This is a genomic window from Haloprofundus marisrubri, assembly GCF_001469955.1.
GTDB lineage: Archaea > Halobacteriota > Halobacteria > Halobacteriales > Haloferacaceae > Haloprofundus > Haloprofundus marisrubri.
The window spans coordinates 369,700-396,041 of record NZ_LOPU01000029.1 but is presented as its reverse complement, the minus strand read 5'-3'; the positions used below and the strand labels follow the sequence as shown (position 1 = coordinate 396,041).

Annotated in this window: 26 protein-coding genes and 1 tRNA gene; 9 read left to right on the top strand and 18 right to left on the bottom strand. The window is 62.5% G+C overall.

Annotated elements, in window-relative coordinates; genetic code table 11:
* From AUR64_RS12370 to tgtA, 5 genes are all read right to left on the bottom strand, one after another.
* Positions 1 to 387, bottom strand: a complete 387-nt coding sequence (locus AUR64_RS12370) for a hypothetical protein (protein ID WP_058582254.1) — start codon at positions 385 to 387, stop codon at positions 1 to 3.
* Positions 388 to 506: 119 nt separating this feature from the next.
* On the bottom strand, positions 507 to 1,055 hold the full coding sequence (locus tag AUR64_RS12365) for a hypothetical protein (RefSeq protein ID WP_155120602.1): 549 nt from the start codon (positions 1,053 to 1,055) through the stop codon (positions 507 to 509).
* A 449-nt stretch (positions 1,056 to 1,504) separates the two neighbouring features.
* Positions 1,505 to 3,262, bottom strand: coding sequence for an archaeosine synthase subunit alpha (gene arcS, locus AUR64_RS12360; RefSeq protein WP_058582252.1), 1,758 nt, complete (start codon positions 3,260 to 3,262; stop codon positions 1,505 to 1,507).
* Between the two features lie 26 nt (positions 3,263 to 3,288).
* Positions 3,289 to 4,725: a sensor histidine kinase gene (locus AUR64_RS12355; protein WP_058582251.1), complete on the bottom strand. Its 1,437-nt coding sequence runs from the start codon at positions 4,723 to 4,725 to the stop codon at positions 3,289 to 3,291.
* A gap of 70 nt (positions 4,726 to 4,795) precedes the next feature.
* Positions 4,796 to 6,304, bottom strand: a complete 1,509-nt coding sequence (gene tgtA, locus AUR64_RS12350; protein ID WP_058582250.1) for a tRNA guanosine(15) transglycosylase TgtA — start codon at positions 6,302 to 6,304, stop codon at positions 4,796 to 4,798.
* Positions 6,305 to 6,404: 100 nt separating this feature from the next.
* Between tgtA and AUR64_RS12345 the strand changes: the two genes are divergently transcribed.
* Complete coding sequence (locus tag AUR64_RS12345; RefSeq protein WP_058582249.1) at positions 6,405 to 6,794, top strand: SHOCT domain-containing protein; 390 nt, start codon at positions 6,405 to 6,407, stop codon at positions 6,792 to 6,794.
* Positions 6,795 to 6,820: 26 nt separating this feature from the next.
* Here AUR64_RS12345 and AUR64_RS12340 read toward each other — a convergent pair whose 3' ends face one another.
* The 7 genes from AUR64_RS12340 to trmY form a co-directional block, all read right to left on the bottom strand.
* The gene (locus AUR64_RS12340) at positions 6,821 to 7,402 is read right to left on the bottom strand and encodes an NUDIX hydrolase (protein WP_058582248.1); all 582 of its coding nucleotides are present in this window, start codon (positions 7,400 to 7,402) and stop codon (positions 6,821 to 6,823) included.
* 74 nt (positions 7,403 to 7,476) lie between these two features.
* Positions 7,477 to 7,845, bottom strand: a complete 369-nt coding sequence (locus AUR64_RS12335) for a hypothetical protein (RefSeq protein WP_058582247.1) — start codon at positions 7,843 to 7,845, stop codon at positions 7,477 to 7,479.
* Positions 7,846 to 7,905: 60 nt separating this feature from the next.
* Positions 7,906 to 9,189, bottom strand: a complete 1,284-nt coding sequence (locus AUR64_RS12330) for an arylsulfotransferase family protein (protein WP_058582246.1) — start codon at positions 9,187 to 9,189, stop codon at positions 7,906 to 7,908.
* 146 nt (positions 9,190 to 9,335) lie between these two features.
* Entirely contained in the window at positions 9,336 to 10,550 is a 1,215-nt protein-coding gene (locus AUR64_RS12325) for a carboxylate--amine ligase (protein WP_058582245.1), read from the bottom strand.
* A gap of 442 nt (positions 10,551 to 10,992) precedes the next feature.
* A tRNA-Pro gene (locus AUR64_RS12320) sits at positions 10,993 to 11,065 on the bottom strand.
* Between the two features lie 56 nt (positions 11,066 to 11,121).
* Positions 11,122 to 11,490, bottom strand: a complete 369-nt coding sequence (locus AUR64_RS12315) for a CHY zinc finger protein (RefSeq protein WP_058582244.1) — start codon at positions 11,488 to 11,490, stop codon at positions 11,122 to 11,124.
* On the bottom strand, positions 11,490 to 12,086 hold the full coding sequence (gene trmY, locus AUR64_RS12310; RefSeq protein ID WP_058582243.1) for a tRNA (pseudouridine(54)-N(1))-methyltransferase TrmY: 597 nt from the start codon (positions 12,084 to 12,086) through the stop codon (positions 11,490 to 11,492). The genes AUR64_RS12315 and trmY overlap by 1 nt, the downstream gene beginning before the upstream one ends.
* A gap of 444 nt (positions 12,087 to 12,530) precedes the next feature.
* Between trmY and AUR64_RS12305 the strand changes: the two genes are divergently transcribed.
* From AUR64_RS12305 to AUR64_RS12285, 5 genes are all read left to right on the top strand, one after another.
* Positions 12,531 to 14,213, top strand: coding sequence for an ABC transporter substrate-binding protein (locus AUR64_RS12305; protein ID WP_058582242.1), 1,683 nt, complete (start codon positions 12,531 to 12,533; stop codon positions 14,211 to 14,213).
* 104 nt (positions 14,214 to 14,317) lie between these two features.
* Positions 14,318 to 15,316 (top strand): ABC transporter permease, encoded by a 999-nt coding sequence (locus AUR64_RS12300; RefSeq protein ID WP_058582241.1) that lies wholly within the window; start codon positions 14,318 to 14,320, stop codon positions 15,314 to 15,316.
* Positions 15,317 to 15,318: 2 nt separating this feature from the next.
* Positions 15,319 to 16,320: an ABC transporter permease gene (locus tag AUR64_RS12295; RefSeq protein ID WP_058582240.1), complete on the top strand. Its 1,002-nt coding sequence runs from the start codon at positions 15,319 to 15,321 to the stop codon at positions 16,318 to 16,320.
* Entirely contained in the window at positions 16,320 to 17,438 is a 1,119-nt protein-coding gene (locus AUR64_RS12290; RefSeq protein WP_058582239.1) for an ABC transporter ATP-binding protein, read from the top strand. The genes AUR64_RS12295 and AUR64_RS12290 overlap by 1 nt, the downstream gene beginning before the upstream one ends.
* Positions 17,431 to 18,717, top strand: coding sequence for an ABC transporter ATP-binding protein (locus AUR64_RS12285; protein WP_058582238.1), 1,287 nt, complete (start codon positions 17,431 to 17,433; stop codon positions 18,715 to 18,717). The genes AUR64_RS12290 and AUR64_RS12285 overlap by 8 nt, the downstream gene beginning before the upstream one ends.
* Positions 18,718 to 18,820: 103 nt before the next feature.
* Here AUR64_RS12285 and AUR64_RS12280 read toward each other — a convergent pair whose 3' ends face one another.
* Both AUR64_RS12280 and AUR64_RS12275 read right to left on the bottom strand, forming a co-directional pair.
* Positions 18,821 to 19,312, bottom strand: a complete 492-nt coding sequence (locus AUR64_RS12280) for a hypothetical protein (protein ID WP_058582237.1) — start codon at positions 19,310 to 19,312, stop codon at positions 18,821 to 18,823.
* 44 nt (positions 19,313 to 19,356) lie between these two features.
* Positions 19,357 to 19,536 carry a hypothetical protein gene (locus tag AUR64_RS12275; RefSeq protein WP_058582236.1) on the bottom strand — a complete coding sequence of 60 codons (180 nt, stop codon included), beginning with the start codon at positions 19,534 to 19,536 and terminating at the stop codon, positions 19,357 to 19,359.
* A gap of 121 nt (positions 19,537 to 19,657) precedes the next feature.
* On the opposite strand from AUR64_RS12275, the gene AUR64_RS20530 reads away from it, so the two are divergent.
* From AUR64_RS20530 to AUR64_RS12265, 3 genes are all read left to right on the top strand, one after another.
* Positions 19,658 to 19,810 carry a hypothetical protein gene (locus AUR64_RS20530; protein WP_155120601.1) on the top strand — a complete coding sequence of 51 codons (153 nt, stop codon included), beginning with the start codon at positions 19,658 to 19,660 and terminating at the stop codon, positions 19,808 to 19,810.
* Between the two features lies 1 nt (position 19,811).
* Entirely contained in the window at positions 19,812 to 20,606 is a 795-nt protein-coding gene (locus AUR64_RS12270) for a hypothetical protein (RefSeq protein WP_058582235.1), read from the top strand.
* An 83-nt stretch (positions 20,607 to 20,689) separates the two neighbouring features.
* A complete protein-coding gene (locus AUR64_RS12265; protein ID WP_058582234.1) occupies positions 20,690 to 21,058 on the top strand; it encodes a hypothetical protein in 369 nt (122 codons plus the stop codon).
* A gap of 44 nt (positions 21,059 to 21,102) precedes the next feature.
* Here AUR64_RS12265 and AUR64_RS12260 read toward each other — a convergent pair whose 3' ends face one another.
* The 4 genes from AUR64_RS12260 to flaJ form a co-directional block, all read right to left on the bottom strand.
* Entirely contained in the window at positions 21,103 to 22,791 is a 1,689-nt protein-coding gene (locus AUR64_RS12260) for a hypothetical protein (RefSeq protein ID WP_071391272.1), read from the bottom strand.
* A complete protein-coding gene (locus AUR64_RS12255; RefSeq protein ID WP_058582233.1) occupies positions 22,788 to 23,957 on the bottom strand; it encodes a poly-gamma-glutamate biosynthesis protein PgsC/CapC in 1,170 nt (389 codons plus the stop codon). The genes AUR64_RS12260 and AUR64_RS12255 overlap by 4 nt, the downstream gene beginning before the upstream one ends.
* 135 nt (positions 23,958 to 24,092) lie before the next feature.
* The gene (locus AUR64_RS12250; RefSeq protein ID WP_058582232.1) at positions 24,093 to 24,497 is read right to left on the bottom strand and encodes a FlaD/FlaE family flagellar protein; all 405 of its coding nucleotides are present in this window, start codon (positions 24,495 to 24,497) and stop codon (positions 24,093 to 24,095) included.
* A 99-nt stretch (positions 24,498 to 24,596) separates the two neighbouring features.
* Positions 24,597 to 26,336, bottom strand: a complete 1,740-nt coding sequence (gene flaJ, locus AUR64_RS12245; protein WP_082230812.1) for an archaellar assembly protein FlaJ — start codon at positions 26,334 to 26,336, stop codon at positions 24,597 to 24,599.
* Positions 26,337 to 26,342 lie beyond the last annotated feature (6 nt).

Below are 26,342 nucleotides of genomic sequence, written 5' to 3'. Positions count from 1 at the left end.
CTAGCGCTTCCCGAAGCGGATGCCGTCCTCGACGAGGCGGTGGTTCCGTTCGCGGTCGATGTGCTCGGTCAACCAGTCGATTTCGTACAACTGGAGCATGAGGTCGGCGTGGAGGTTACGCCACGCGATGGCGTAGATGGGCGACTGGCCCCACGCACGGAGCTCCGGAACGAACTCGTCGTAGCGTTCGAGTTGCGACTCCAGTCGTTCGAGCGCGTCGGTGACGTACTCGGCGGCTTCGGCCTCGCTTTCGGCTTCGTCGACGGCACGGTTGATGCGTGATTCGATGCCCTCGACGGCTCGCTGCATGTCTTGGGCGGCGGCGTCGCTGTCGTCGGGTAGCGAGTCGACGATTCGACGGGGCACACCGAGTGAAATCTGCTCCATGGCTCGCAGTCACGCGGCCGCGTCTAAAAAGTTCGCTCGCCGGTCCGTTCGAGACCCCCCAAAAGTCTTCGAACGGGTCGGTGAACGTGTGGCGTCTCAATCTCGTCCGTCGGGTCGCCTCACCCCGTCGAGGAGTTCGGCGCGTTCTGTCCGCTGCCGCGGCGGGTTTGGCGGAATCTGTGATTCGCCAGCGACTCCCAGATATCCTCGGCCGTGCATCGAGAGCCGTTGCCCGTCGGCGGCATGTGGCGACGGGACCCGCCCGACCCGCCGTCGGTATCGGACGGTCGTCCGCGGGTGCATCCCCACGTCTCGCCTTCGAGCACGTCGGAACGGGCGGTGAGGTGGTCGACCAGCGCGCCGACGCGCACCGGAATCTCGGTCACCTCGTGTTCGCGGCGCTTCGGGTCGGCGACGGTGTTTATCCACTCCATCGCTTCGACGAACGCCGCAATCGCCGACGACCGCGTCTGCGTGAAGCCGATAGTCGTCGCACTCGTCGCCTCCCCTGCGTTCTCACGACAGTACAGTTCCCACTCTTTGTTCGGCAGTCGAACGGCGTGAAGCGAGAGTCGCCACCGCTCGGGGACGAACGTCACGTGGTCGTCCGAGAGGCGCTCGCACATCCACCCGTTCGGGGCAACGATGTCAGTGGTCGTAGCGACCATCATCAATCACCCCGAGAGTACGCACCGGTGTAGTCGGCGCAGTCGTCCTCGCTGGACGACTCGGGTCGGTGCCCTGTCCGAGTCCGTTGCCGTGGTATTGGGTCTGTGACATGGCTCGTGTGTCGGCCCGGTCCGGAGGCCCGGTTCCGGTGGCCGTGTCCGACGAAGCATCGTAGAACACGATATCGAATAAATAGCCACAACCGTCCACCGCGTAAATACGCAGTTTGTGAGTCTTATGCGTCGATGAAAACCGACCACAAGCGTCGATTCGTTTCGGTACGGCCTTCTCTCGCACTGACTCGGGAACAGGGTGACTCGGTACCTGATTCGAGACTGTTTTTCAGAAATGAAACATTTCGCAACAGATGGTCAAAAAACACACGTAGACGGCCTACAGCGGCGAAATTCGTTCCGACGGTTCCACCGTGAACGGTCGTAAACGGTCGCTATTTCTCTTCGACGTGTCGGATCTCTGCACCGATGCCGCGTGTCGATTCCGTCATCTCCGGACCCGACATCTCCGCTCTACCGACGGCGAACGCTTTCGGCCCGTCTACGACCACCTCGTCGCCGGGCCGAATCTCCTCGTCGGCGTCGACGACACCCGGAGCGAGGACGCTGCCGTGCGGGACGAATCCGTCGATTTCGATGCGTTTCGTCGGCGCGTCCGAAGCGTCCCACACGCGCGCGCCTTCGAGCGTGAACGACAACACGCCGTACTGCGGCACCATCGTCGCCAACTGCTCGCCGTCGCCGTCTCGGACCTGCAACTTGGGGTAACGACTGGTCATCCGGACGTCGACGTCCGAAAACAGGGCGTCGCCCGCGTCGTCGCCGAACTGGTAGTCGGCGATGGCTTTCACCGTGTTGTGCTCGCGTTCGCGCTTTCGGTACTTGGGTTCGTTCGACAGCGTCGACGCGAGATTCGCCAGCGACTCGGTCGTCGTCGGGTGGTCTTCGACCGTGTACTCGAACGGCATATCGACCTCCTTTTCGACGCGCTCGACGATATCGCGGTAGCCCTCCGGGGGAACGTGGGCGACGACGCGCGGGTACTCGTTGCGTTCGAGATAGCGCCGCAGCACCTCGGTGACGAACCGCTTTTCGTCCTCGGACCACCGGCCCGTCACCACCGAATCGTAGTGCTGGGCCGGATAGGTGAGTTCGAGTTCCTGCGGGACGACGCCGATAGGCGACGTCATCGACGCTTGGTGGGCACGGAACTGGATGGCGTCGTGGTACTGGCCGTGGCTCTGAGATTCGCTGTACGGCTTCCGGGCCGAACACGGGACGAGCACCAAGGGCGTATCGAACCGGTTTCGGTATCGGGTCGTCACCCGTTCGGCGAAGCGCTGAATCTCGACGCGCCGAAGCGAGTCTTCGGTCGCCGCCGTGAGTTCCGAGTCACGGATGACCGGCGTTCGCTCCTCCAAGTAGCCGTACTGCTGGTCGAACTCGCGGAAGGCGGCGGTGAGCCACACGTCGTGGCGGGCCTGCCCTTCGACGTAGTCGCGGAGTCGGCCGTCGCGGATGCGGCGACGAACCGTCGCCAACTCGGCTTTCAGGACGTTCTCGTTGTGTTCGGCGCAGTCCTCGCGGGTGAACTCCTCGCGGCCGCCGAGACACGCCGAACACGCGCAGGGGAGTTCGTCGAGGTCTTCGAGGAAGTACTCGGCGTCGCTCGTGAAGTACCTGCCCTCGAAGCCTTTGACGCGGGCGCGCTTGGCGTCGACGAGGTCGACTCCGGCATATGCGAGCGTCGCCACGTTCGTCGGCGTCGCCACCCCCGAGAGATACAGGGCGGTGTCCGCCGGCAGCGACTCGCGGGCCTCGATTACCGAATCTTTGAACGCGGCGGCGTGGCCGACGAAGCCGTGGGCGTCCGAGAGAATATAGGCGTCGGCGCCCACCTTGCGGGCGGCGTCGGAGGCGACGACGGCCGCACTCGGGTAGTCGGTGTCGGGGTAGTCGACGGCGAACGACTCTTTGACTTCCTCGCGCGTGCCTGCGGGGAAACCACGGTGCGGCAACACGGTGAGGTTATTTTCGTCGCCCTCGGGGGCGTCGCGTTCGGCGGCCCAGAGACTGCCGGCGTCGGAGACGACGTCGTCGACGAGTGCGGGCGTGGTGCGCGACTCCGAGAGGCGGAGTTCGCCGAGGCGAGCGGCCCCGTCGCGGGCGTGCACCTCGAAGTAATCGGTCATGGTCGCTCTCTGCGACGGAGCGTGAACTATCTTGCTTTGTTCGACGCCGCCTGTGAGGCGTCGACACCGTCGACGTCGACATCGCCGACGCGGAGGCGAGCACCCCCGTCGATACTATCCTCGAACGCGACGGTCCAGTCGTGTTGCTCGGCGACGGTGGCGACGATGGCGAGGCCGAGTCCAGTCCCCCCATCACCGGAGACGCCCGTCTCGAACAGCGTCTCGCGGATTTCCGCGGGAATACCGTGACCGTCGTCGTCGACGACGAACCCGTCTGCGGTGTCGCGGACCGTCACGGTCACGTCCGACCCGCCGTGTGTGACGGCGTTGCCGAAGGCGTTCTCCAGCAGGCGACGGAGGTTGCTCGGGGAGGCGTGGAGGCTTTTATCGCTCTCGACGACGAGCGTCGCGTCGGCCGTCTCGACGGTCTCCCACGCGTGGCGAGCGGCCGTCGGGAGGTGGACTGACTCCCGAACCGTGCGTTCGTCCTCGTCGAGGAGAACCAGCAGGTCGCCGACCAGGCCGTCCATCCGGTCGAGCGCCGTCTGCAGGCGGTCGAACTGCTCGTCGGTGCCCTCTCTTCGCGCGAGTTCGGCGTAGCCGCTGGCGACGTTGAGCGGGTTTCTGAGGTCGTGCGAGAAAAAGCGCGCCAACTGGCCGAGTCGCTCGTTCGTCCGTTCGAGTTCGCGTTCGGAGGTGACGCGTGCGGTCACGTCGCGGGTGACGCCCACGACACCTTCGAACTCGCCGGTCGCCGGGTCAGACGCTTCGACGCGGGTCAGCCTCGTCTCGGCGACGGTGCTTCCTGCTGGCGTCTCCAGTTCGACGTCGACGAACGCTCGGTCTCTCTCACCCGACAACACGGCGTGCATCGACTCCTCGTACGCCGCCAATGTCTCGTCGTCCATGATACCTCGCTCGCGGAACACCTCAGGTGCCCGTTCGGCGAGTTCGTCGGCCGGCAGGCCGTGAACTTCGGCGGCCCGCCGGTTGAAAAACACCCGTTCGCCGTCGGGGGCGACGAGATGAGCGCCGTCGTCCATCGTCTCGACGACAGCCCCGTACAGCGAGCGCTCACAGGTAACCTGCCGGTGTCTCGCGGCGCGCCGAAGCCGACTCCGAAACGAGCGTGCGGACGCGTCTGGAGACACTGCTTCGTCGACGCCTGCGTCGAGCATCGTTGCCCGAACGTCCGCGTCGGCAACGAGAGCGACGACTGCTGGCGCCGTTTTTCCACGAGCGGCCAGCAGTTCCTCGACCGGTGTCGCGTCGGCTGTCGACCCCAGCACGTCCGCCCCGATACAACACACGTCGACGCGAGAACCGAGTGCATCGAACGCATCGCCGCTCGCGTCGCTCGTCGGGACGAACGACAGCGTCTCCGTCTCCGCGGCGACTGCGCTCACCCGCTCTGTGGCTCCCGCGGAAGCGTCGAGGACTGCGACTCGGAGGGCGTCTGTCATACTCGTTGATTCGGACGGGTGTATTTAAAAATATAGACAATAACTATGCGGTAATACCTGCCAGTGTTGCTCAGGCGTCGTCGTCTTCGAGCGAGTCCGACACCGACGACAGCGGGTCGAGCGCAACCGAATCGGAAAGGCTGTCGAGCGCAGCGTCGGACCAGTCGTCGTACGCGAGCGTGAACGACACGTCGGGGTTGTCGGCGACGAGTGCCGAAACGCCTTCGGCGGCGGCCATGCGGGCGGCGTCGTCGAGTCTGTTCGGGACCTGTGCGTTCAACGGGTACGTGTCCGAGAGCGCTCCCGGGAACGGACCGAACGGCGGGACGACTTTCCAGACGGCGTCGTACTCGCTCTCGGAGGGCGTCCCGCCCTCGGTCAGGAGAACGGAGTCGTACGCCGTGAGGTCCAGACGGGCGAGACGGCGGTGGTGTCTACGGACCTCCGGTCGCTTCGCACTCTCGTGAGAGACGTGGAAGAAGGACCCTTTCGCCGCGGGGTCGGACTCCTCCAGTTGGTCGGCGTGGTCGAGCAGCGCCCGGTAGCCGTCGAGCATCGCCGGGTGGCCGCGGGCGCGGACTTCGACGAGTTCGAGGAGATTTCCGGCGCGGATGGCCTGTTTGATGCGGCGAATCTCGGCGAACGTGACGTGGAGGTTGTGTTCGGCGAGCAGGCGCTCGGTGTCTGCGTTGCTCGCACTCCGAACCTCGTCTGGCGTGTGCGACGAACAGACCGGACACGAACACGGGAAGTAGTCGAGGTCTTCGAGGTGCTCGGTGCCGCGAACGGTGAGATAGCGACCGTCGCGGGCGTACAGCGCGTACGCCGCGGAGTCGAACAGGTCACAGCCCATGGCAACGGCGAGTGCGAACATCATCGGGTGACCCGCGCCGAACAGGTGGACGGGGCAGTCGGCACCGAGGCCACGTTTCGCGGCGGCGACGGCGTCGACCATGTCGTCGTAGCGGTAGGCGTTCATCAGCGGGACGACGGCCCCGACGGGGAACACGTCGAGACTCGTCGCGTCGGCGTGGCGGGCGGCGCGTTCTCTGAGGTCGGGATAGGTCGACCCTTGCACGGGTGCGTTGACGAGCATCTCGCCCGCGTCGAACGCCTCGGCGTCGGCCAGTGCTTGCTCAGTGATTTCGAGTTCTTCCTCTGCTTGCTCGCGGGAGACGTCCGGTGGCGTTGGAATGTCGACGGGCGTGCCGATGTCCGAGCCAATGTCCTTCTGGAACTGCAGAATCTCGGTCGTCGTCACGTCGATATCGCCGTACTCGGCCAACTGGAACGACCCCGAGTCGGTCATAATCGCCCCTGAAAAGTCGAGCATCTCGTGGAGGCCCACATCGAGCGCCTGCTCGTGGAGTTCCTCGGTTTTGCGGATGATGTAGGAGTTCGTGATGAGAATCTCCGCGCCGAACTCCGACTGGAGTCGGGCGGGCGAAATCGTCTGGACGTTGGGGTTGACGACGGGCAGAAGCGCCGGCGTCTCCACCGTCACGCCGGCACGCGGCACGGTGAGTTGGCCGATACGTCCGGCCGTGTCACCCTGCCGCTGCTCGAAACTGTCGCGCATATATCGCCGCGTTTCGGCGGCGCGTCGGTAAGGGTTGCGTTCGACGGTTCAAGAGGGAACTGGCGGGAAATTTATACACTACCGACATGAACCGCGGTGTATGAACGCCCTCCCCGAATGGTCGAAACCCGCCGCGATGCTCGGGTCGCTGCTCGTGATGCTGGTCGTCGTCGATGCGGTCTCCACAGTTGTGACGAGTCAACCCCTGGTCGCGTTGCTCGCACTGGCGGTTCTCGGACTGTTCGGCGTCGTGACCGCGTCGATGTCCACTGGCTTTCAGGCCTCCGCCGCCGTTGCCAACGCGATTCGTGACCGGATGGAGTCCGAAGACGAGACGACGGAGTCGGACGCCTACGAGGCGTTAAAGCGACGCTACGCCGACGGCGATATCGACGAAGCGGAGTTCGAGCGTCGCCTCGGATACCTACTCGAAACCGACGAAGACCATCGCGAGTTGGCAGAGCGTGAAACGGAACTGAGTGCGAACTGAGTGCGAACTGAGTCCGAGTTCGCGATTTAGGGCCGTGCGAGTTCGTACTGCAACACGCCGAGCGACGTTCTCGCGTCCAGAATCTCGTTGTCGACGACGGCCGCGAGCAGGTCGTCGTAGCGCATCGTCGTCGGGCGGATGCTCTCGTTGAAATCCAACTCCTGTTCGGCGGTCGGTTCACACCCGCGGGCGACGAAGTAGTGGTGAACCGAGTTGGCGATGCCGTTTGCGGGTTCGGCGACGTAGAACTCTTCGACCGAATCGGCTTCGTAGCCCGTCTCCTCGGCGAGTTCGCGTCGTGCCGCGGCGGTGAAGTCGTCGTCGTCGGGTTCGGTGCCGCCGACCGGCAGTCCGAGGTTGACATGGTCGACCGCCTGTCGCCACTCCTCGATGACGACCACGTCGCCGTCGGGAGTGAAGGGCAGAATCACGACGGCCGGTGGTTCGTCGACGTAATGGAAATCCGTCTCCGTCCCGTCGGGGAGTCGCACGTCGTCCATGCGGATGTCGAACCCCGGACAGGAGTAGTCGATTCGGGAGTCGGTGGTCTCCCAGTCGAGCGAGTCGGTGTGGTCGGTGTGGTCGGTGGTGTCGGCGTCGTCGTTCACGTCTCGTGGTTCGCCGGCGAGTCGAAAAATCGCCCGGTCGATGTGTTGTTGCCGAGTGTCGGAAGCTCGTCCGGTCAGTCTTCGCTGCCGGGAAGTGGACGAAGCACTCCGTACCAGAGTCGGTAGCCGATGGTCGCAAGCGCGAAACCGAGGAGATAGTCGTGTTCGCCGTCGTCGGACTGCAGGAACAGGCGGTTCGACAGGCGGCTTTGCGCCAGTTGGAACCCGAACGCTCGGAGTCGGTTCGTCCGGATGCCGCCGACGTCGCGGTCACGCAGCCACAGATACCCCAGATGGTACAGCGTGCTGGAAGCAATCGTTTTCGGCGACGACGAGACCGGTTCACCGCGCTTTGCGGCTTCTTCGCGGACCCACCGCTCGAACAGCAACAAAAGTACTGAAAACACGAGTTGCAAGAGCGCACCGATTCGTCGTCGGACCATATTCGAACTACGTTACCCGGGATGATAATGTCGGGTGGTCGTCGTGAACGTGGAGCGCGGTCAACCGCGGCGTCGATTCTTCAGCGTGGATTTCCCGGCCGTGCCGAGACCGGCGAACACCAACCCGAGAGAGACGAGCGTGACGACGAGGTGAATCTCGGCGACCCAAAACGGGAGCGGCATGCTCGTCCGAAGCACCTGCAAGAAGAAGGAGACTCCCGGAACGCCGTCGGAGACACCGCCGATGGACCCGCTCGCGCCATCGGTGTACGGTTCTCCGCCGACCGTCTCGCCCTCGGGGAGGCGCTCGGCCTCGTACGGGATAAAGCGTGTCTGCACGCTCCAGACGGCTGCGCCGGATTCGTTGACCTCGACGATGCGCTGGTTCGCGGAGTCGGTGATGAGCGTGTTGCCGTTCTCCAAGCGGTCGGCGTCGCGCGGCCAGAAGAACTCGATTCCCTCGGCTTGAGTGAGTTCCCACGCAACGTTCCATTCGCCGTCGTCGCCGCGGTGGATTTCGACGACCCGTCCGTTCTCTGAGTCGGCGACGAGTATCGTGTTCTCGCCCAGCCACTGCGGGTTGTGCTGTCGGCGCAACACTGACGGGTCGCCAACGCGGCCGTCTTCGGGGTTCGGGTCGGCGTTGACGACGTCGACGACGCCCGCACCGCGTTCGACGATGACCAGTTGGTTCGCGTTACGCACCGAAACGAGGTAGCGGTCCTCGCCGATGCGGTCCACGTCGTTGATGTGTAGCCAGTCCTCCGTCGTCGGGTCGGTGGGACCGTCGGTGTAGAAACTGCTGGCGTTCCACTGCCACGTGATTTCGCCGCCGCGGACCGTCATGATGCGCTCGTACTCCATGTCGGTGACGAGGAACTCACCGGAGGGCAGCAGTTCGACGTCGTGGATTTCGCTGTTCTCGCGCGTTCGAACGGGGAAACTGAACTCGGTGACGACTTCGGGGTTCTCGCCGGGTTCGATGACGCGGAAACCGGTGTGCGTACACGGCGAGTCGTACGGCCCGCAGTCGGTGTAGCCGCTGTCCATGAACCCCGCGAGAACGCTGCCGTTGTCGAGCATCGTCACGTCGAAGTAGCTGTCGGCGTCGGCGAGTCGCCAAGCGACTTCCTCGTTTTCGAGCAGGTAGACGCTGCCGTACTCGTGGAGGCCGGGGCCGCCGCCCTGCGACCCGACCAGCGTTCGCACCGTCTCGTTGGACCGGTCGGCGTCGCTCCGCGTCGCCCCGATAGTCGGGGCGGTGGCAGCGCTCACGACGACCATTCCGACGAAGAGCACGACGCCCGCGAGAACGAGTGCCGCACTGGTGCGTTTCGTTACCATCGAACTACGCTATCTGTCGCGGAGACCACGAAGAAGGTTCCGACGGCGGCGTGGTGCGTCCGCGTTCGGTCTCTCCACTCTCGGTTCTCGGCCGTCCGGTCGGTTACTCAGTTGTTCTCGGTGTGACGGCCGGCCTGAGACCACCGTTAACCGGAGCTCCGGAGTCGGTTTCGGAGCATCCGGTTCGCACCACTGACGAACAGGCCGAGGTCGTCGGCGTGCGTGTAGTCGAGGTACGGGTCGTCGCAGAACGACGCGAACAGTTCGCGGGCCGTTGCACCGAGTCCGGGTCGTTCGACGTGCGGGGACTCGTCGCGGAACAGGCTGAGCACGTAGCCGAGTTCGCCGCGCAGCGAGTGGCTCCCGCTGTCGATATCGTAACTGGGTTCGATACGGTGTTTCTCGCCGGTTGCCGCCTGCCAGTAGTAGTACGGGAAGTCCGCGCCCGCGTGGACCGTCGCGGGCAGTGACTGCCACATCCGCGGGTTGATTTCGGTGAGGACGAACTCGCCGGTGTCGGCGTCGCGCATATACTCCACGCACGCGAGGCCGTGCCAGTCGAGTTGACGGAGCAGTTTGTCCGCGACTTCCTCTAACTCCTCGATGTAGACGGACTTGCGGTAGACGCCGCCGCCGCCGACGTACGAGTCGCCGCGAACCTGCCGGTGTTGGAACGTCGCCAGCGGTTCGCCGTGGTCGTACAGACCGGCGAACATGTACTCGTCGGAGCTTTTGATGTACTCCTGAACGATGGGGTCGTGTTTCATCTCGTCGAGAACGGCGTCGATGTCGGGACACTCGCCCGGTGAGAGGTGTTTGATGCTCTTGACTTTCGAGGACTCCTTCGGGTCGTAGCCGTCGATGTAGCCGTCGGCGAGGAGATTGTACCGAGATTTGATGATGAGTTCGGGGTCCCAGTCGTCGACGTCGCTGAGCAGTCGTGTCTCCGGTACCGGAACACCCGCTTTCTCCGCCGCGTCGGCCAACTGGAGTCGGTCCTGTGAGCGCCGTAGCACCTCGAACGAGGGAACGACCATGTCGACGACTTCGTCGAACTCGTCTTTGTACCGCGAGAACACGTAGGCGTCCTCCTCACGCGCCGGAATGACGGTTCGGACGTCCGGGCGTGAGGCGAGGCCGAGGAGGGCGTTCTTGTAACCGACGAGGTCGGTGTCGGGGGCCGGGACGGAGAGTCGCTCTCCGCAGTGCCGGGAGGCGAACACCGGTGGGCTGTCGTGTTCCGACGCGACGATGGTGTTGATTCCGCGCCGACCGAGCGACCGTATCGTCGGATACGTGCGTGACGGCCCGAGTCCGGTGGGAATCAACACCGATTCCTTCGTCCCACGGCTTTTAGCCATGACTCACCGTTCTACTCGAAAAGACATTAAGGCACTGTTGATTTTCACCCGTTAAGTCTGGCATTACACATATATCGGGGCGTAAAGGCGGACTTTGTTTTGATTTCTACAGAAGTTACAGCTACCCGGCGCTAAACTGGTGTTGTTGGCTTCTCGGTCGTGATATCCGGTAAGTGAATCGCAGACAAGTACTCCTTGTCGGGGGTACGAGTACCCTAACGGCGCCGAACTTGGCGGAAGCACCCGATTCATGGTCGATGCCGGATAGACGGCGCTCGTCGAAACGAGAATGCGGAAGAAGTGGGCCAGCGCAGATTCGAACTCGGCGAAACTCGCTTCGCTCGTCTCGCTGGCTCGAATCTTTGCGGCACCCACACAATCGCATTTCGGAGGATGACTCGCGCGCTACGCGACGCTCGTCGAGACGAGAATGCGGGAGAAGTGGGCCGGCGCAGATTCGAACTGCGGTTACGGCCACCCGAAGGCCGAAGGATACCAAGCTACCCCACCGGCCCGCACGACTGAGTTGCCCGGGCCGATGTTTAAGGGTTGCGAAAGAACAGAAACCGCGTCACGCCGTGTCGAAGTACAGGTGCGCGTGGGTTCGACATCCGGGGTTGAACTCGGCGTCGCAAGCGGGGCAACTGTACCCGGAGTCGAGATACGTCTCGACCGAAAGCCGCTCGCCACAGACCCCACACAGTATCGCCGGTTCGTCGAACCGGTCTCGGGGCCACTGTATCGCCTCGTGGTTGGCTATCGCTCTGTGGCACTCGAAACACGGGTAGTAGACGCCACAACAGGGAAACTGGATGGCGATGACGTCCCGGTCTGTGTGGTAGTGGTCGCACCGCGTCTCACCGTCCACATCGACGCCGCGGAGCGGAACGTCGAACCGGGAGTCGAACTCCGGAGAGTCCGGGCAGTCGTCGTCGGGCATCAGTATCGCGTGTACGCCTCGGTGTCGAGATAGTTGTGCGAGACGGTGATGGCGTGGTCGGCGTGGAGGATTTCGGAGCCGAGACGTACTCGCTCGTCAGCGCTGGCGTCGAGCAGTGACGCCTCCTCGTCGGTGAAATCGTGATGGTCCGAGAGGACGAACGCCGGATTTTCGGGAGGTTCGACGTCGACGACGGGGGTTCCCTCCTCGTGCAGTTGCATCACCGTCGAGTCGGCAGCGACGGCGTCGAGCGTCGCCTCGAACCCCATCCGATACAGCGAGACGCCGGGACTGCTCTCGGCGGGCATGTGACCGATGGCTTCCTCGCGGGCGTCGAGCGCCTTCCGAATCAGCGCCGCGGTGCTTCGTTCGTCGGGGTTCAGTCGTCTGAGTTCGCTGCCCTCGAATCGGACGGTGTACTCGTCACCGAGGACGAGATGTACCCGAACGTCCTCTCGTATCGCGTGCGAGAGGAAGAACGCGGAGTTGACACACCGACAGAGAACGTCGAGACGGCCCGCACCGCCGGCGATATCGTCCAGCGAGAACGACGGCGTCGTGGGAGCATCGTGCCCGATAACGATGAACTGTCGCATACCGAGTCTGGACGTGGCTGACCCTTTGTTCTGTCTACTCGAAGGAGCAGAACCCGATGGTGACACTCGTATCTGGTTTCGCTGCGCGAGGCCAGATTCGACGAGGAATTTCGCCGATGTTTCTAATTTATCTACAATTGCAGTTGTATTTTCAGTTAGTTTCTTCGCACCGTAGTTGTGCCAAGGGGTAAAAGCGCGTGACGGTGGCTCAATGAACCGTTACACTGCCGGAAATCCGAGCCAACTGGAGGATGAGAGTCGAAGATAAAGCACCTGTACAACCATTTAGAATAGAATCAAAGCGAATCTGCGCTCGGAGGACAACAACCGTCCAGAACTGGTGGTAATTGTTAAATTCTGTTGAGAGATACGTCCACAGAGCGTTAGGTATTTATATAATCGGCAAAGACGAACTGGTATCCTTCGCGAGTGATGTGACAGCGCATGACGAAAGATAACAACTCTCAACTGATCAATCGGCGTCGTATGCTGCAAGGCCTCGGCGTCGCAGGTATCGCGAGCGTGGCTGGCTGTTCCAGCGGTGGGAACGGCGGCGACGGCTCCGGCAACCAGAGCGGCGACGGCTCCGGCAACCAGAGCGGCGACGGCTCCGACGGCGGACAGTCCTCCCAGGGCGGTCAACTCAAGATGGGTCTCGTCAAGAGCCCACTGGAGTTCGACCCCATCGTCCTCAACGACGTGCCCTCCGAACAGGTCGCTAGCCAAATCTTCGAGGGCCTCTACGAGTACAACGAGTCGACGGGCCTCGTTCCGGCACTCGCAGCGAGCGAGGCCGAAGTAAATGATGAAGGTACGGTCTATACCCTCCAAATCGAGGAGAACGCGACGTTCCAGAACGGTGACCCCGTCACCTCCGAGGACGTGAAGTACTCCTTCGAGGCACCGGTCAACGAGGAGACCGAGAACGCCTCCGAGGTGAACATGATCGACACCATCGACACGCCGGACGAGAAGACGGTCGTGTTCAACCTCTCGTACCCGTACGGTGCGTTCACGACGACGCTCGCGTGGCCTATCGTCCCGAAATCCGTCCGTGAAGAGGACCCCGACGCGTTCAGCACGAGCATGCCCGTCGGCTCCGGTCCGTTCCAGTTCGACGAGTGGCAGGAAGGACAGTACGTCCGCATCAGCCGCTACGACGATTACTGGGGCGAGCCGATGCCGAACCTCTCGGGTGTCGAGTTCGTTCCCGTCGAGGAAGCGACGACCCGTGTGACGACGCTCCGCCAGGGCGAAAACGACATCATCGAAGAGATTCCGCCACAGCTCTACAGCACGGTCGAGCAGATTCAGGACGCAAGCATCCAAGAAGTGCCCGGTATCGGCTACTTCTACCTGGCGTTCAACTGTGCGAACGGTCCGACGACGGACCCCCTCGTCCGCGAGGCGGTCGACTACTGCTTCGACATGGACCAGGCGGTCTCGAACTACGTCGAACCGACGGGTGTCCGTCAGTACAGTCCGCTCCCGGCGGCGCTCGCCGACGAGTGGGGCTTCGACGTCGGCCAGTGGGAACAGATTCCGCACGGCAAGGACATCAACCAGGCCCAGAGCCTGTTCGAGGAAGCTGGTGTCAGCCAAGACTACTCGTGGCGCATCATCGTGCCGCCGGACGACAAGCGTGAACAGATCGGTGTCACGGTGTCGAACGGGCTGCAGGAAGCCGGCTTCAACAACGTCGAAGTCCAGCGCCTCGACTGGGGTGCGTTCCTGGAGCAGTACGTCTCCGGTAACGAAGACGACTACAACATGTACACGCTCGGTTGGTCCGGAACGCCCGACCCTGACGCGTTCACCTACTACATGTTCGGTGCCACGGAGGACACCCTCGGCGTCACCGACGGGACGTTCTACCACAACTCCAGCGAACGCGCCGCAACGGCGACCGAAAAGTTCGTTCAGGCCCGCGAGATGGCCGACCAAGAACAGCGCAAACAGCTGTACACCGAAGGTATCACCACGGTCCTCGAGGACCGCGCACACCTGCCGGCGTACAACCTCAAGAACAGCTTCGGCGTGAAGGAGTACGTCAACGACTTCGCCGAACACCCGGTGGACAGCTTCCACCTCACGTCGAACCACAACAACGTCTCGGTCAACAAGTAGACTCGCCACAGCCCGAGTCTTCTTCGTTACGTATTTCGATACTTGCCGTGGAAAACATTCACAACCGTACCGCCGCAGGCTGCAATCAGGGATGACAGACAGCAATGAGTAGACTCAGATACACGATTGGCCGGCTCCTCCAGGCGATACCCGTCCTCATCGGAGTCGTGACCATCACGTTCCTTTTGACGGATGCGATTCCGGGCGACCCGGTGAGCATCATGCTCGGCCCGTCGCCGAGTGCACAGCAGGCCGCCGCCATTCGGGCGAAGTTCGGCCTCGACCAACCACTGTACGTTCGGTACTTCAACTACCTGTTCGACGTAATCCGGCTCGACCTCGGTGAGAGCCTCTACTACAGCGTGCCGGTGACGCAGAAAATCATGGAGCGGCTGCCGATTACGATGCTGCTCATGGTGTCGAGCTTTACGTTCGCGCTCGTTACCGCGATTCCGCTGGGTATCATCTCGGCGAAACGTCGCAACAAGCCGGCCGACCACATCTCGCGCGTCGTCGCGCTCCTCGGTGTGAGCACGCCATCCTTCTGGATTGGCCTGATGCTCATCATCATCTTCGCGTTCAACCTCAACGTGTTACCGGCGACGAGCCTCGTGATGCCGTGGGCCGACCCGTCGACGGTCGACGGGGCGTCGAACCAGATAGACGTCATCATCACCGCAATCCAGCATCTGATACTGCCGACTATCACGCTCGGTACGTTGCAGATGGCGGCGTTCACCCGCATCGAGCGCTCCTCGATGCTGGAAGTGCTCGGTGAGGAGTACGTCAAACTCGCCCGTGCGTACGGCGTCAGTGAGGGGAAGATTCTCCGCAAACACGCCTTCCGCAACGCACAGCTCCCGCTCATCACCATCGTCGGCCTCCAGTTGACGACGGCTTTGGGCGGTGCCGTTCTGACCGAGACCGTCTTCAACATCAACGGGATGGGACGACTCGTCATTACGGCGATTCAGAACCAGGACTTCCTCTTGGTGATGGGGACGACGCTGATGTTCGGTGTCGTCTTCGTCGTCGGTGTCATCATCACCGACCTCTCGTACGCGTACGTCGACCCGAGAGTCTCCTTCGACGGTGGTGACTGATTATGGCACCCGATACATCCACTCCACAGAACATCGACGGTTCGGACGGCAACGCGGTCGACGACCCGCAGGAAGACGAGTTCGAGGCCCGCGTCGGCCTCTGGTACACCGTCTCGCAAATCAAACGCGACCCGACGGCGTTGGCCGGGTTGGGAATCGTCGCGGTCATGACCGCGATAGCGCTGTTTGCGTACATCGACGGCGTCTTCCTCGACTACTGGTTCGCGCAGACGTTCTGGTATCACCCCAACCGTGACCCCGCACAGGCGGAGATTCTGCTCCCCCCGTACGGACTGACCAACCAGATTTACCCGACCGAACCCGGCACGCTCGCGCACCCGCTGGGCACGGACGACCGCGGCCGCGACATTGCCGTGCGTCTGTTCTACGGCACGCGCATCGCTATCACGGTCGGTATCGTCTCGACCGGTATTGCGCTGGTGCTCGGGACGCTCGTCGGTGCCGTCGCCGGTTACTACGGTGGCTGGATCGACGACGCGCTGATGCGTGCAGCGGAGACCCTGTTCGCCATCCCGTTCCTCGTGCTCGTCATCGCGTTCATGGCCGCCTTCGGGCGTAACCTCACGTACGCGATGATAGGTGTCGGTATCGCCACGATTCCGACGTTCGCACGCCTCATACGCTCGCGGGTGTTAAGCGTCCGCGAGGAAGATTACATCGAGGCGGCGAGAGCCGCTGGGGTACGCGACAGGAACATCATCCTCAGACACATCGTCCCGAACAGTTTCGCGCCCGTACTCGTTCAGGCGACGCTGCAGGTCGGCATCAACATCCTCATCATCGCCGGCCTCTCGTTCCTCGGCTACGGAGCACAGCCCCCGACGGCGTCGTGGGGACAGATGCTCTCGTCCTCCCGGCAGTACCTGCTGCCGGACCCATGGTTCAGCATCTGGCCCGGCCTCGCCATCCTCATCACGGTGGTCGGCTTCAACCTCGTCGGTGACGGCCTGAGAGACGCACTCGACCCACGGATCAACAACTGATGGCAGAACCACTACTCACCGTCGAAAACTTGCAGACACAGTTCTTCACCGAGGAAGGTGTCGTCCGCGCGGTGGACGGCATCAGCTTCACGGTGGAAGAAGGAGAACTCGTCGGCCTCGTCGGCGAGTCCGGCGCGGGCAAATCCGTCGCCACGAGTTCCATCATGCGACTCGTCGAAGAACCCGGCGAAGTCGTCGGCGGGACGGTCAAATACCGCGACCAGGTCATCATCGACTTCGAGGAAGGCCCGGACGGCGAGCGCCGCCCCTCCGACGAGATGCTGTCGAACAAGCAGATGCGCGACGAGATTCGCGGCAACGAAATCGCCATCATCTTCCAGGACCCGATGGAGGCGCTGAACCCGGTGTTCACCGTCGGGAGCCAACTGAAGGAGTTCATCGAAATCAACCGCGACGTCTCCGGCAAGGAGGCAAAGCAAATCGCTATCGACATGCTTCGGGAGGTCGGCATCCCCGAACCCGAAGAACGCTACGACAGCTATCCGCACCAGTTCTCCGGCGGGATGCGCCAGCGCGTGCTCATCGCCATGGCGCTGTCGTGCGAGCCGAGTCTCATCATCGCCGACGAACCGACGACGGCGCTCGACGTCACCGTCGAGGGTCAGATTCTGGACCTCGTCGACGAACTGCAGGACAAATACGGCACCAGCTTCGTCTGGGTGACGCACGACATGGGCGTCGTCGCCGAAATCTGTGACCGCGTCAACGTGATGTATCTCGGCGAAATCATCGAACAGGCCGAAGTCGACGACCTGTTCCACGACACGAAACACCCGTACACGCAGGCGCTTTTGAAGTCGATGCCGCGGCCCGACGAAACCGTCGAGGAACTCAACCCCATCAAGGGCGTGATGCCCGAGGCAATCAACCCGCCGCCGGGCTGTCGCTTCCACACCCGCTGTCCCGACGCCCGCGAAGTGTGTCGGCGGACGCGACCGGTGTACCAAGACGTCAGCGGCCCGGAGGGCTACCCACACCGCGTCTCCTGCGTGAAGTACGAGAGCGTCGGCTACGAGGACTCCGAACCGTTGGATACGGAGGCGACCGCCGCCTTCGGTGGCGACATCATCGAAGCACAAGGTGAGAGCAATGAGTAGCACGACAACGAAGACCGAACCACGCGAAGACCGCGAGACGATACTGCGCGTCGAGGGACTGACCAAGCACTACTCGCAGGGGTCGGGGCTGTTCGACAGCATCTGGCCGAAGCCGAAGGTGAAAGCCGTCGACAACGTCTCCTTCGAGATAGAGCGCGGTGAGACGCTGGGACTCGTCGGCGAGTCCGGGTGTGGGAAGTCGACGCTCGCGCGGTCGGTTCTGAACCTCGTCGAACCGACCGATGGAGCAGTTTACTTCAACGGCCGTGACATCGCCAACCTCTCCGGCGAAGAACTGCGCCAACAGCGCGAAGACATGCAGATGATCTTCCAGGACCCGCAGTCGAGTCTCGACCCCCGAATGAAGGTCGGGACTATCGTCGAGGAGCCGATGCGTGCCCACGACCTCTACGAAGGTGAACGCGAGGAGCGCGCCCGCGAACTCCTGGAGAAGGTCGGCTTGGACCCACAGCACTACAACCGCTATCCCCACCAGTTCTCCGGCGGGCAGCGCCAGCGGGTGAATCTCGCGCGGGCGCTGGCGGTCAACCCCGACTTCATCGTCTGTGACGAACCCGTGTCGGCGCTCGACGTCTCGATTCAGGCACAGGTGCTGAACACGATGCAGGAACTGCAGGACGAGTTCGGTCTCACCTACCTGTTCATCGCCCACGACCTCTCTGTCATCCGGCATATCTCCGACCGCGTCGCCGTGATGTATCTCGGTCAGATGGTCGAACTCGCAGAAACCGAAGAGCTGTACGAGAACCCCCAGCACCCGTACACGCAGGCGCTTCTCGGGTCGATTCCGGTTCCGGACCCGCGGTCGAAAGGCCGCCGTGGCTTGCTCGAAGGCGACGTGCCGTCGCCAATCAACCCACCGTCGGGCTGCCGGTTCCGGACGCGCTGTCCGAAACTCATCGCGCCCGACGAGTACGATATGACCGAACGGGAGTGGGCGGACGTCCGTCGTTTCACCCGGGCGGTCAAGCGTCGGACGTTCGAGGTTCAGGGCGAAGCGCAACTCCGAAGCGAGTTCTTCGAACAGGGCGTCCCCAGCGGCAAGGCGGGCGACACCGTCGAGACGGCTCTCGACTCGCTGCTCAGCGAGGAGTGGGACCAAGCCGAGACACTCTTACAGGAGTCGTTCGCCGAACCGAGCATCTGCGCACAGGAGAAGCCCGACTACACCGTCGAAACGGAGCACGGCATGGACGTCCACCACGCGGCGTGTCACCTCCACAGAGACGGTATCGAGAGCACCGCCAACGCCGACTGATTTCGGCTCGACTTCGCGCCTCACTTTTCGCCGTCTCTCGTCGTTCGGTTTTCGTTTCTCGCCTTGGATTTCGCTTCTCGTTTCGTCGCTACTCGTCGCGTCCCTATTCGAGTGTTATCTCTACTGTATCCCGCAGTCGTCCGTCGCCGGTTGCGACGAACGCCGCGAGTTCGTGTGTCCCACGCTCGGGCAGTTCCCACGTCGTCCGGTCGCCGACGTGTTTGAGACGACCGTTCCACGTCCGCTCGACGACTTTCGTCTCTTTGCCGCGGAACGCGAACGTCCCGGGGTTGTCGCTCATATACCGTGTCTCGTCACTGCCCTCCAGCAAACCGTCGATGGTCCACCCCCAGAGCCGTCGCTTCGGCGTCGCAATCGTCACTGGCACGGGGAGTCGGTTCCGTATCGTGATGGTGAACTCGACGGGTTCGCCTCGCTCGTATCGGGTTCGGTCGACGGAGAGTCGAACCGACAGCCCCCGACGCGCCAGCGACTGTGGGACGAACTGGGCGAGTCGCTGGGCGATTGAACTGCCACTCTCGTCGAAACCGTACCGACTCTCGGGGTCCGACGCGGTGGGCGTTCTCCCTGGCATGGCCCTTCGTATCGGCTCTCAGAAGATGGCTCTGTCGCTCTCGGTCAACCCAACAGCGCGACAAACATCAATCCGAACCCGGAGACGACGAGCACGGCGGCGAAACAGCCTTCGATGACGCGCAGGTACGCCGCGTCGGTCCGGTTCGTGCGCAGGAGGCGGAGAAACGAGAGACCGACCGTTACGAGGCCGAGGCCGACGAACAGACCGGTGAGTAACTGCATCGTTCGATTCGTTCGACCGTCTCTCGGACGTTCCTATAAATGTTCGTGAACGTATTGTAATCTGATATCGAACCGATAGCTAGAGAAGCGCTTAATATCGTTACGTGAATTGTCGTAGTCAATGAAAGTAGAGGACGTCCGCGCGCTGCTATCGGTGGCGCGATTCGTCGGTGGTGCGAGGGACCGAGCGGAAGTACCGCTCAACGTCGCACCGTTGCTGCTGTTCGGACTCATCCTCGTCGTGCTCACCGTCATCGCCGAGGTCAGCCTGTAACGTGGAACTCCGAGACGAGGAGTCACAGACGGTCACGTCGGGTCGGACGAGCAACAGACCGCAACCGCGTCGCGCGACTCGCCCGACGTTCACGTGGGTTGTCTCGCCGTGGATGTGGGCGGTCACGGGCGTCCTGTTGACGCTGCTGTTCGTCGAGATGGCGTTCATCGGCGTCGTCGTGTACGGCGTCTCGGTTCGGTCGACGCTTTCGAGCGTCGCGGCCGACCCCGTCGTCGTTCTCGCAACGCTTCTGTGTGCGCGGTTTCTGGCGTTTCGGCTGTTCCAGTGGCGCCGCGACCACCTCGCCGACACCGGCGAGTTGTGGGTTCGGGATTCGGGGTCCGCCGGTGCACTCGTCACCGTCGCCTCCTTCTCACTCGTCGGGTTGGTGCCGACGGCGGCGTTGTTTCCCTTCGTGAGCGTCCACATCTCCGACCACATGACAATCCTCTCGGCGGCCGTCGCGGTCATCACGGTGCCGGCCTGCTACCTGCTGTTGATTCACTATTTGGGCGAACTCTCCGCGGCAGACCGGTATCGCCGTCGCTACCGCGTCTCGCCGAGCAGTTGGCACTACCTCTGGACGCTTCCAGCGGTCGTGTTCGCTTGGATGGTCGTCTCTGGGACGGTGCTGACGGTTTCGGGAGACGCCGTCGGTCTCTCGACGGTCGGTCAAGTACACGTCTCCGGTTGGGTCGTGGGTTACCTCGCCCTCTGTGCGCCGACGCTGGTGGCACTTCTGTACTCGCTGCGTCGTCTGTCCAGCGTCTTGTTGTCGCCGTTGCCACGTCGATAACTATCTGTGACCGTCACCGATAGGCCCCCACAACCAGAGCAGTTATCATCTATCACTCTCAGCATACAATCAGCCACAGAATCATGTCGACGAAAGACAGTACATCCCTCCACACCAAGGCGCTCAACTTCTCGGACGACCTCAGCGCGAACGTCAAAGCCGCAGCGATAACCGTGAGCGGACTCCTCGCCGGGCTCGTACTCGGTGCGATGGGCTACATGTTCCAGTTCAACCGCGACGACGTCATCGTCGGCGTCGCCGCCCTCGCCCTCGTCGTGTTCGCCTCCGTCGTGTTCGCCGTCGTGCGTGCGATGATTATCAGCGCGGAACTCGAAGACGACGGAACGGTTCTCGACGCCGCTCGTCACCCGCTGTTCGCCGCGCTGTTCATCAGCCTCGCTATCGCCTGTGGCGCGTTCCTGAGCGTCGTCTACCGGTTCGCTGTTCTCTGAGGTCGAAGCCGAACCGAACCGAACCACCTCGAAGTTCCGACCCGTCAGTCGTCACCCTGTTCGACCCACTGTGCGGAGACCGGGTCGACCATCTCGACGACGGCGTCGGCAGTATCGTTCTCGACTGCTTCGTCGAGTGTGTCGTAGGCACCGGCACGTGTGATTATCTCCTGTTCCATCTCCCGCATGAACTCGTCGACGGTGTTACCCATCAACAGAACCGGGTCGCCCTCCGCGAGCATCTCGTCAAGCACCGCGCCCGCGTTTTCGTCTCGGTCGTGCGTCGTACAGGGGACGTCCACGTGGCGGGCGAACGTCTCGGCGTTCCACCCGCCCACCCGTGCACGGTCGATGACGCCGCGGTCGGCTAAGACGTTCAGATACTCTGCGAACGATGCGGTTCGTCCCCGCCGGTCACGACGGAGGTAGACGAACGGCAACACACGGTCGTCGCCGGCCAACGCCTGTCGAACCATCTCGGTGCTCTCGATGTCGTTTACCTCCGCACCGTTGAACACGCGGCCCTTCGGGAGTCGAATCCAGTTCGGTTGCGCTCCGTCGAGATACGAGTCCAACTGCGCGTCGCTCAACCCCCGTAGGCCGAACGACCGAAGCACGGCGTCCAGCGCGTGGACCGTCTCCGCGCCGAGTAGCCTTCGGTGCCGTTCGGGAATCGACACCTGCTCGATTGTCGCCCCGCGTCTTTCGACTTCCTCGCGTAGATACTCGTGCAAAACCGGGTGCTGTTCGCCGCTGACAACGTGTGTTCCTGCGGGAATCGAACGGGCGAACGACCGCGCGAGTCGCTGTCTGTCCGCGCCGAGAGTGTCGTTGTGGTCGAGGCGGACGTTCGTGAGCACGACCACGTGTGGTTGGACGAACCGCTGGTTGAACAGTCGAGTCGTGTATTCGGTGATGCCTTGATTCTCGACGATAGCGACGTCACCCGTCTCGTTCTGGTCGAACCAGTGTCCGAACTGCCGGAGGATGGGGATGTTCTCGTACAGCGTTGTCCGTGTTCCCCGGCGGTCGATAGGGATGACTTCGCCGTTGTGGATGGTCACGGGGTGGTTGCCCGTGATTTTCGTGAGCGTGTCGTATCCGCGCCGCGAGAAGATGTCGTCGAGTCGGCGAACCGTCGAGGATTTGCCCCGAATTCCAGAGACGACGACGCGTTTTTCGATGTTCGCCAGAGTTCGTCGATGGTGAGTTCCCCGTCCGAGAAGCGACGGCAGTGAGCGAACCACCGCAGAAATCGACGGTCGCTCGTCAACGACGAGACTGTTCGCGTCGAGGACGTCTCGGGTGTCCGCCGGACGATGAAGATGGACGGTCGCCGTCTCGGCGGCGATTCGGAACCGTTCGATGTCGGCTTCGACCGCCTCGTAGCTGTCACGGGTCGTCGCACCGATGGCGAGAACCGCCTCGTTCTCGTCGACCAGTCGCCAGTCCAACTCGCCGGTTTCTGTGTGACCGACCTCGAAGGAGACGTACCCGCTGTAGATGCCTTCTCGGGACGTAAGTGCGCGCACCCGGTCGACGTTCGCCGCCGCGTCGGCGGGCGAGTCGGCAGCGTGGCCGCTGTACGCGAACGCGACGTCACCGTCCGGAAGCCCCCACTGCCAGTGCCAGCCGTCTCCTCGTCGGTACACCGCGAACTCGGTCTCTTTCGCGGAGAGTTCCGCAGAGTCCAGTTCGGCTTCCTTGGTCGCTATCTCAGTAGAGTCGCTCACGTCCCATCACCCCCACTGAGAACGGAGTTGCGAAACACGTCCTCGTCGGACGGCCGTTCGACGTGTCGGGAGAACGCGACGGCGGCGGCGACGAGCGTGCCGGCCACGAGTACGACTCCGACCACGGGGGTGAGTTCGGTGACGAGCGCCCCCGAAAGTGGGTCACCGACGGCCAGCGCCAGTGCGAAAAGCGGGAGAAACACTGCGACGACGAGTGCGGTCCGAGTCGGACGCTCGGCCGACGGGGTGACGTGGCGGTTGTAGGCGTTGACCCCCGCGAGGATGCCGACGAAGAACGCGGATAGACCGCGAACGACTGGCGAGTAGACAGCCAGTGGGACGACGAGGACGACGGCGAACGCGGTTCCGAGGCCGATGAGCACTCGTCCGTACAGCAACGTCCGGCGGTGCAGCAGTTCGATGAACAGAAAGGAGGCGAGTAGGGTGACGAGATACAGGGCGACGAGCCACGCACTCGCCAGTGCGTATACCGCCAGCAGTGCCAACGAGATGATGCCGAGTCGGACACCGAACCGACTGCGGGCGAGTTCGGAGAGACCCATCCCAGCGAGCAACAACACGACGAGCAGTGTCCGTTGAATGATGACCGGTTCGGTGGCTGTAGCGGTGACTGCACCCTTGTACACTGCGATGTCGGCGGTGTCGGCGAACAGGACGGGAGGAGTCAGCGTACCGAGTGTCTGTGCGGTCGCCGGCGTGACGAGCAGCCATCCGAGCGCGAGCAGTCCGGCGTACAGACCGGTCGCCGTTGCGATGTCGGGGAGTCTGTACTGGGGTTTCAGTTGGTGGTAGTTGTACGCGGCCAGACCCGGGAGGATGCTCCCGATGAACACCACCGCACGCAAACGGTCGCCGACGACGCCCGACAGCGCGACGAGAATCGCCAACGGAATCGCAGACCCGATGAAAATCGACGCGACGAGTTCACTGCGCCCGAAGATGAGGGTTCGTTCCTTCAGCACCGAGAGTCCGATATACGCGATGAGTGTGCTCAACAGAAACACTGGCAACATCACGACGTTCTTGAGGGTGTAGACGGCGAGGACACCGACCGTAATGGTGCCACCGAGGCGATAGCCGTACCGCTGTGTTATCACCGCGACGCCCAGCAGTCCCACGACCATGATGAGGCCAGCCACCAGCATGCAGAGACGGAGGGAGGTTGTGGATATAATAGTTCAACATATTGGAATCTCCTACGAGAAAGACGGCAGACGCTCGAAAAACGATGTGTACAGAAGCGTCGAAAGACCGCTCGGACGACGAGCGATGTCCAGAACTCAGTTGACCGTGTGTTCGTCCGGGTGACGCAACGAGACGAGGTCGGATTCGACGTCCGTGCCGGCCATCTTGGCGATGAACTCCAGCGATTTCGCGTGGCGTTCGAACGGCGACCCAGCAAGGGAGTCGAGCGTGCCGTCGAGTTCGACGCCGTCGTCGCTGACTCTGTCGAGTTCTTCGAGCGAGAGGCCGCGGACGTGACGAATCATCAGGCGTCGTGCCTGCTCGCTAATCCAATCGATGTCGCGGTAGTACGCTAGCGCGTTTATCGCACCGGTCGGCCCGAACTCGCGGCCGAGATACCGTGCCCACTCCATCGCGGTGACGTTCTCGGCGGCGTCGCGGGGGATGTTGCCGAGATATGGTTTCGTCTGCTCGCTGTCGACCGAACGGTCTCGTTGCATGTCAGTGTCCTCGCCCGAGTGATTGGGGTGACCTGTTAAATACGTTTCGTAGACTGCGAAACTCTATTGATGAAACGAATATTTGAGAGGAGAACAGCGTTAGAACGCGATGAGCGAGCTGACGACTTCGCTCGTGATGACGGCGACGATGGAACTCGACCAGACGAGCAACGCGAAGTGCGGCAGCGACGTCATCGAGTGCCCGCGGCCGATAACGCGGATAATCATCGACGCGAAGAACGCGTTGACGACGATAGCGACGAGGAGTAAGAACTCGATTTCGGGCATCGTGTACACCGAGGGGTTCAGAAGCGACCCGACGATGTTCGAGTCGACGTCCATCTCCGTCGAGATTTCCTTGAGCACGCGGACGACTTCGAGGGCCACGTAGTAGGCGAACGTACTGGAGAGAACGACGCCGTACAGCACGCCGAGCACCGTCCCGACTTCCTGTGCGCGCTTGCGGCGAAGGTTCAACACGGCGGTCATGTTTCGGCTGATAAGCGTCCCCAACTGTCGGGGTTCGCCGCCCATCCGCCGGCCTTTGACGTACATGTCGCTGAACTTCTGGATGAGGTACGACCCCGTCTCCGCCGAGAAGTGCGTCCACGACTGTTGGGAGTCGATACGCATGTTCAGTCGCCGGTAGAGGTTCGAGATGTTCTCGGTGAGCGACCCGAAGTCCTTCTTTTTGAGACTGGCGAGGACGGTCGACGTCGAACTCTGTTTGACGCTTTCTACGGCACCGAGCGCACGAATGAACGAGGGAAAGCCTTCGTCGCGGTTCTTCACTCGCTTCTCCTCTCGTTGCATCACGACCCCGGGAAGTAGAAGCGGCGTGAACGGAATCGCCACGTAGATTGGCAGCGGAATCTTCTCGGCCTCGATAGGCAACATTCCTTGGAGAGCGGCGTAGCAGGCGGCGGTGAGCGCCAGGGCAAGTCCAGCACCGACGACGAGACTCGTGCGGACACGGACGTTGCGGTCGAGCGACATCTCGCTCTGAAACCAGACTGGGTCTTTCGGTGCGATGCTGTTCATCGCGTAGAGGAACATCACCTGGACGAAAATCGACCCGAGGATGACGGCGATGAGCGCAGACGTCGGGTTGATGCCGATGAGAAACGGGATGACGATGGCGAATACGAGACCGAAGGTCACAGAGAGGTTCACCGACATGTAGACGTCTTTGACGAGTCCGAGTCGGTCGAGTTGGCTGTCGTACCGGGTGGTGAAACTCTGGATGATGGAGTCCTGCTCGTTGAGGAGGAACTCGCTTATGTGCTGGCCCGCGCCGACGGAGTACGCCAACCGTTCGAGGAAATCCTCCATCAGCGGACTGGCGACGAACTTCGCGCGCATCCGGCAGGCGTCGTCGAGGCTCTGGTTCCACGTGTCGACGAGGGCGACGATACGGCCCATCTCCTCGGCGATGGGGCCGTACTCCTTCTCGCGTGCGAGCGTCCGGAAGATTTCGACCCGGTCGATGTTCGTCGTCGATAACACCGTAATGTGGGTGATGAAGAGGTAGAACTTCTCTCGGGTCTCCTTTCGTTTTCTGTCGTGTATGAGTTGCGGATAAACGAGTGCGACACCCGGGATAAAGAACGACAGCAGAACGAGCGGCCCGCTGACGGGTAGCGGAGGTTCGATTGCGAGAACGGCGATGAAGGTCGCTTGCCCGAACAGAAGCGAGGGCAAGAGCATAAAAAACAGATACCGCTCGTACGGCATGTCCATCGTGTAGTAGCCGCGTTCGAGCGACTCCAGCATCTGCTGGAGGTCGAACTGGCTTCCGGAGTCCGCGTCGTCGAGATTCGACCCCGAACCGCCGTCCATCGTCGC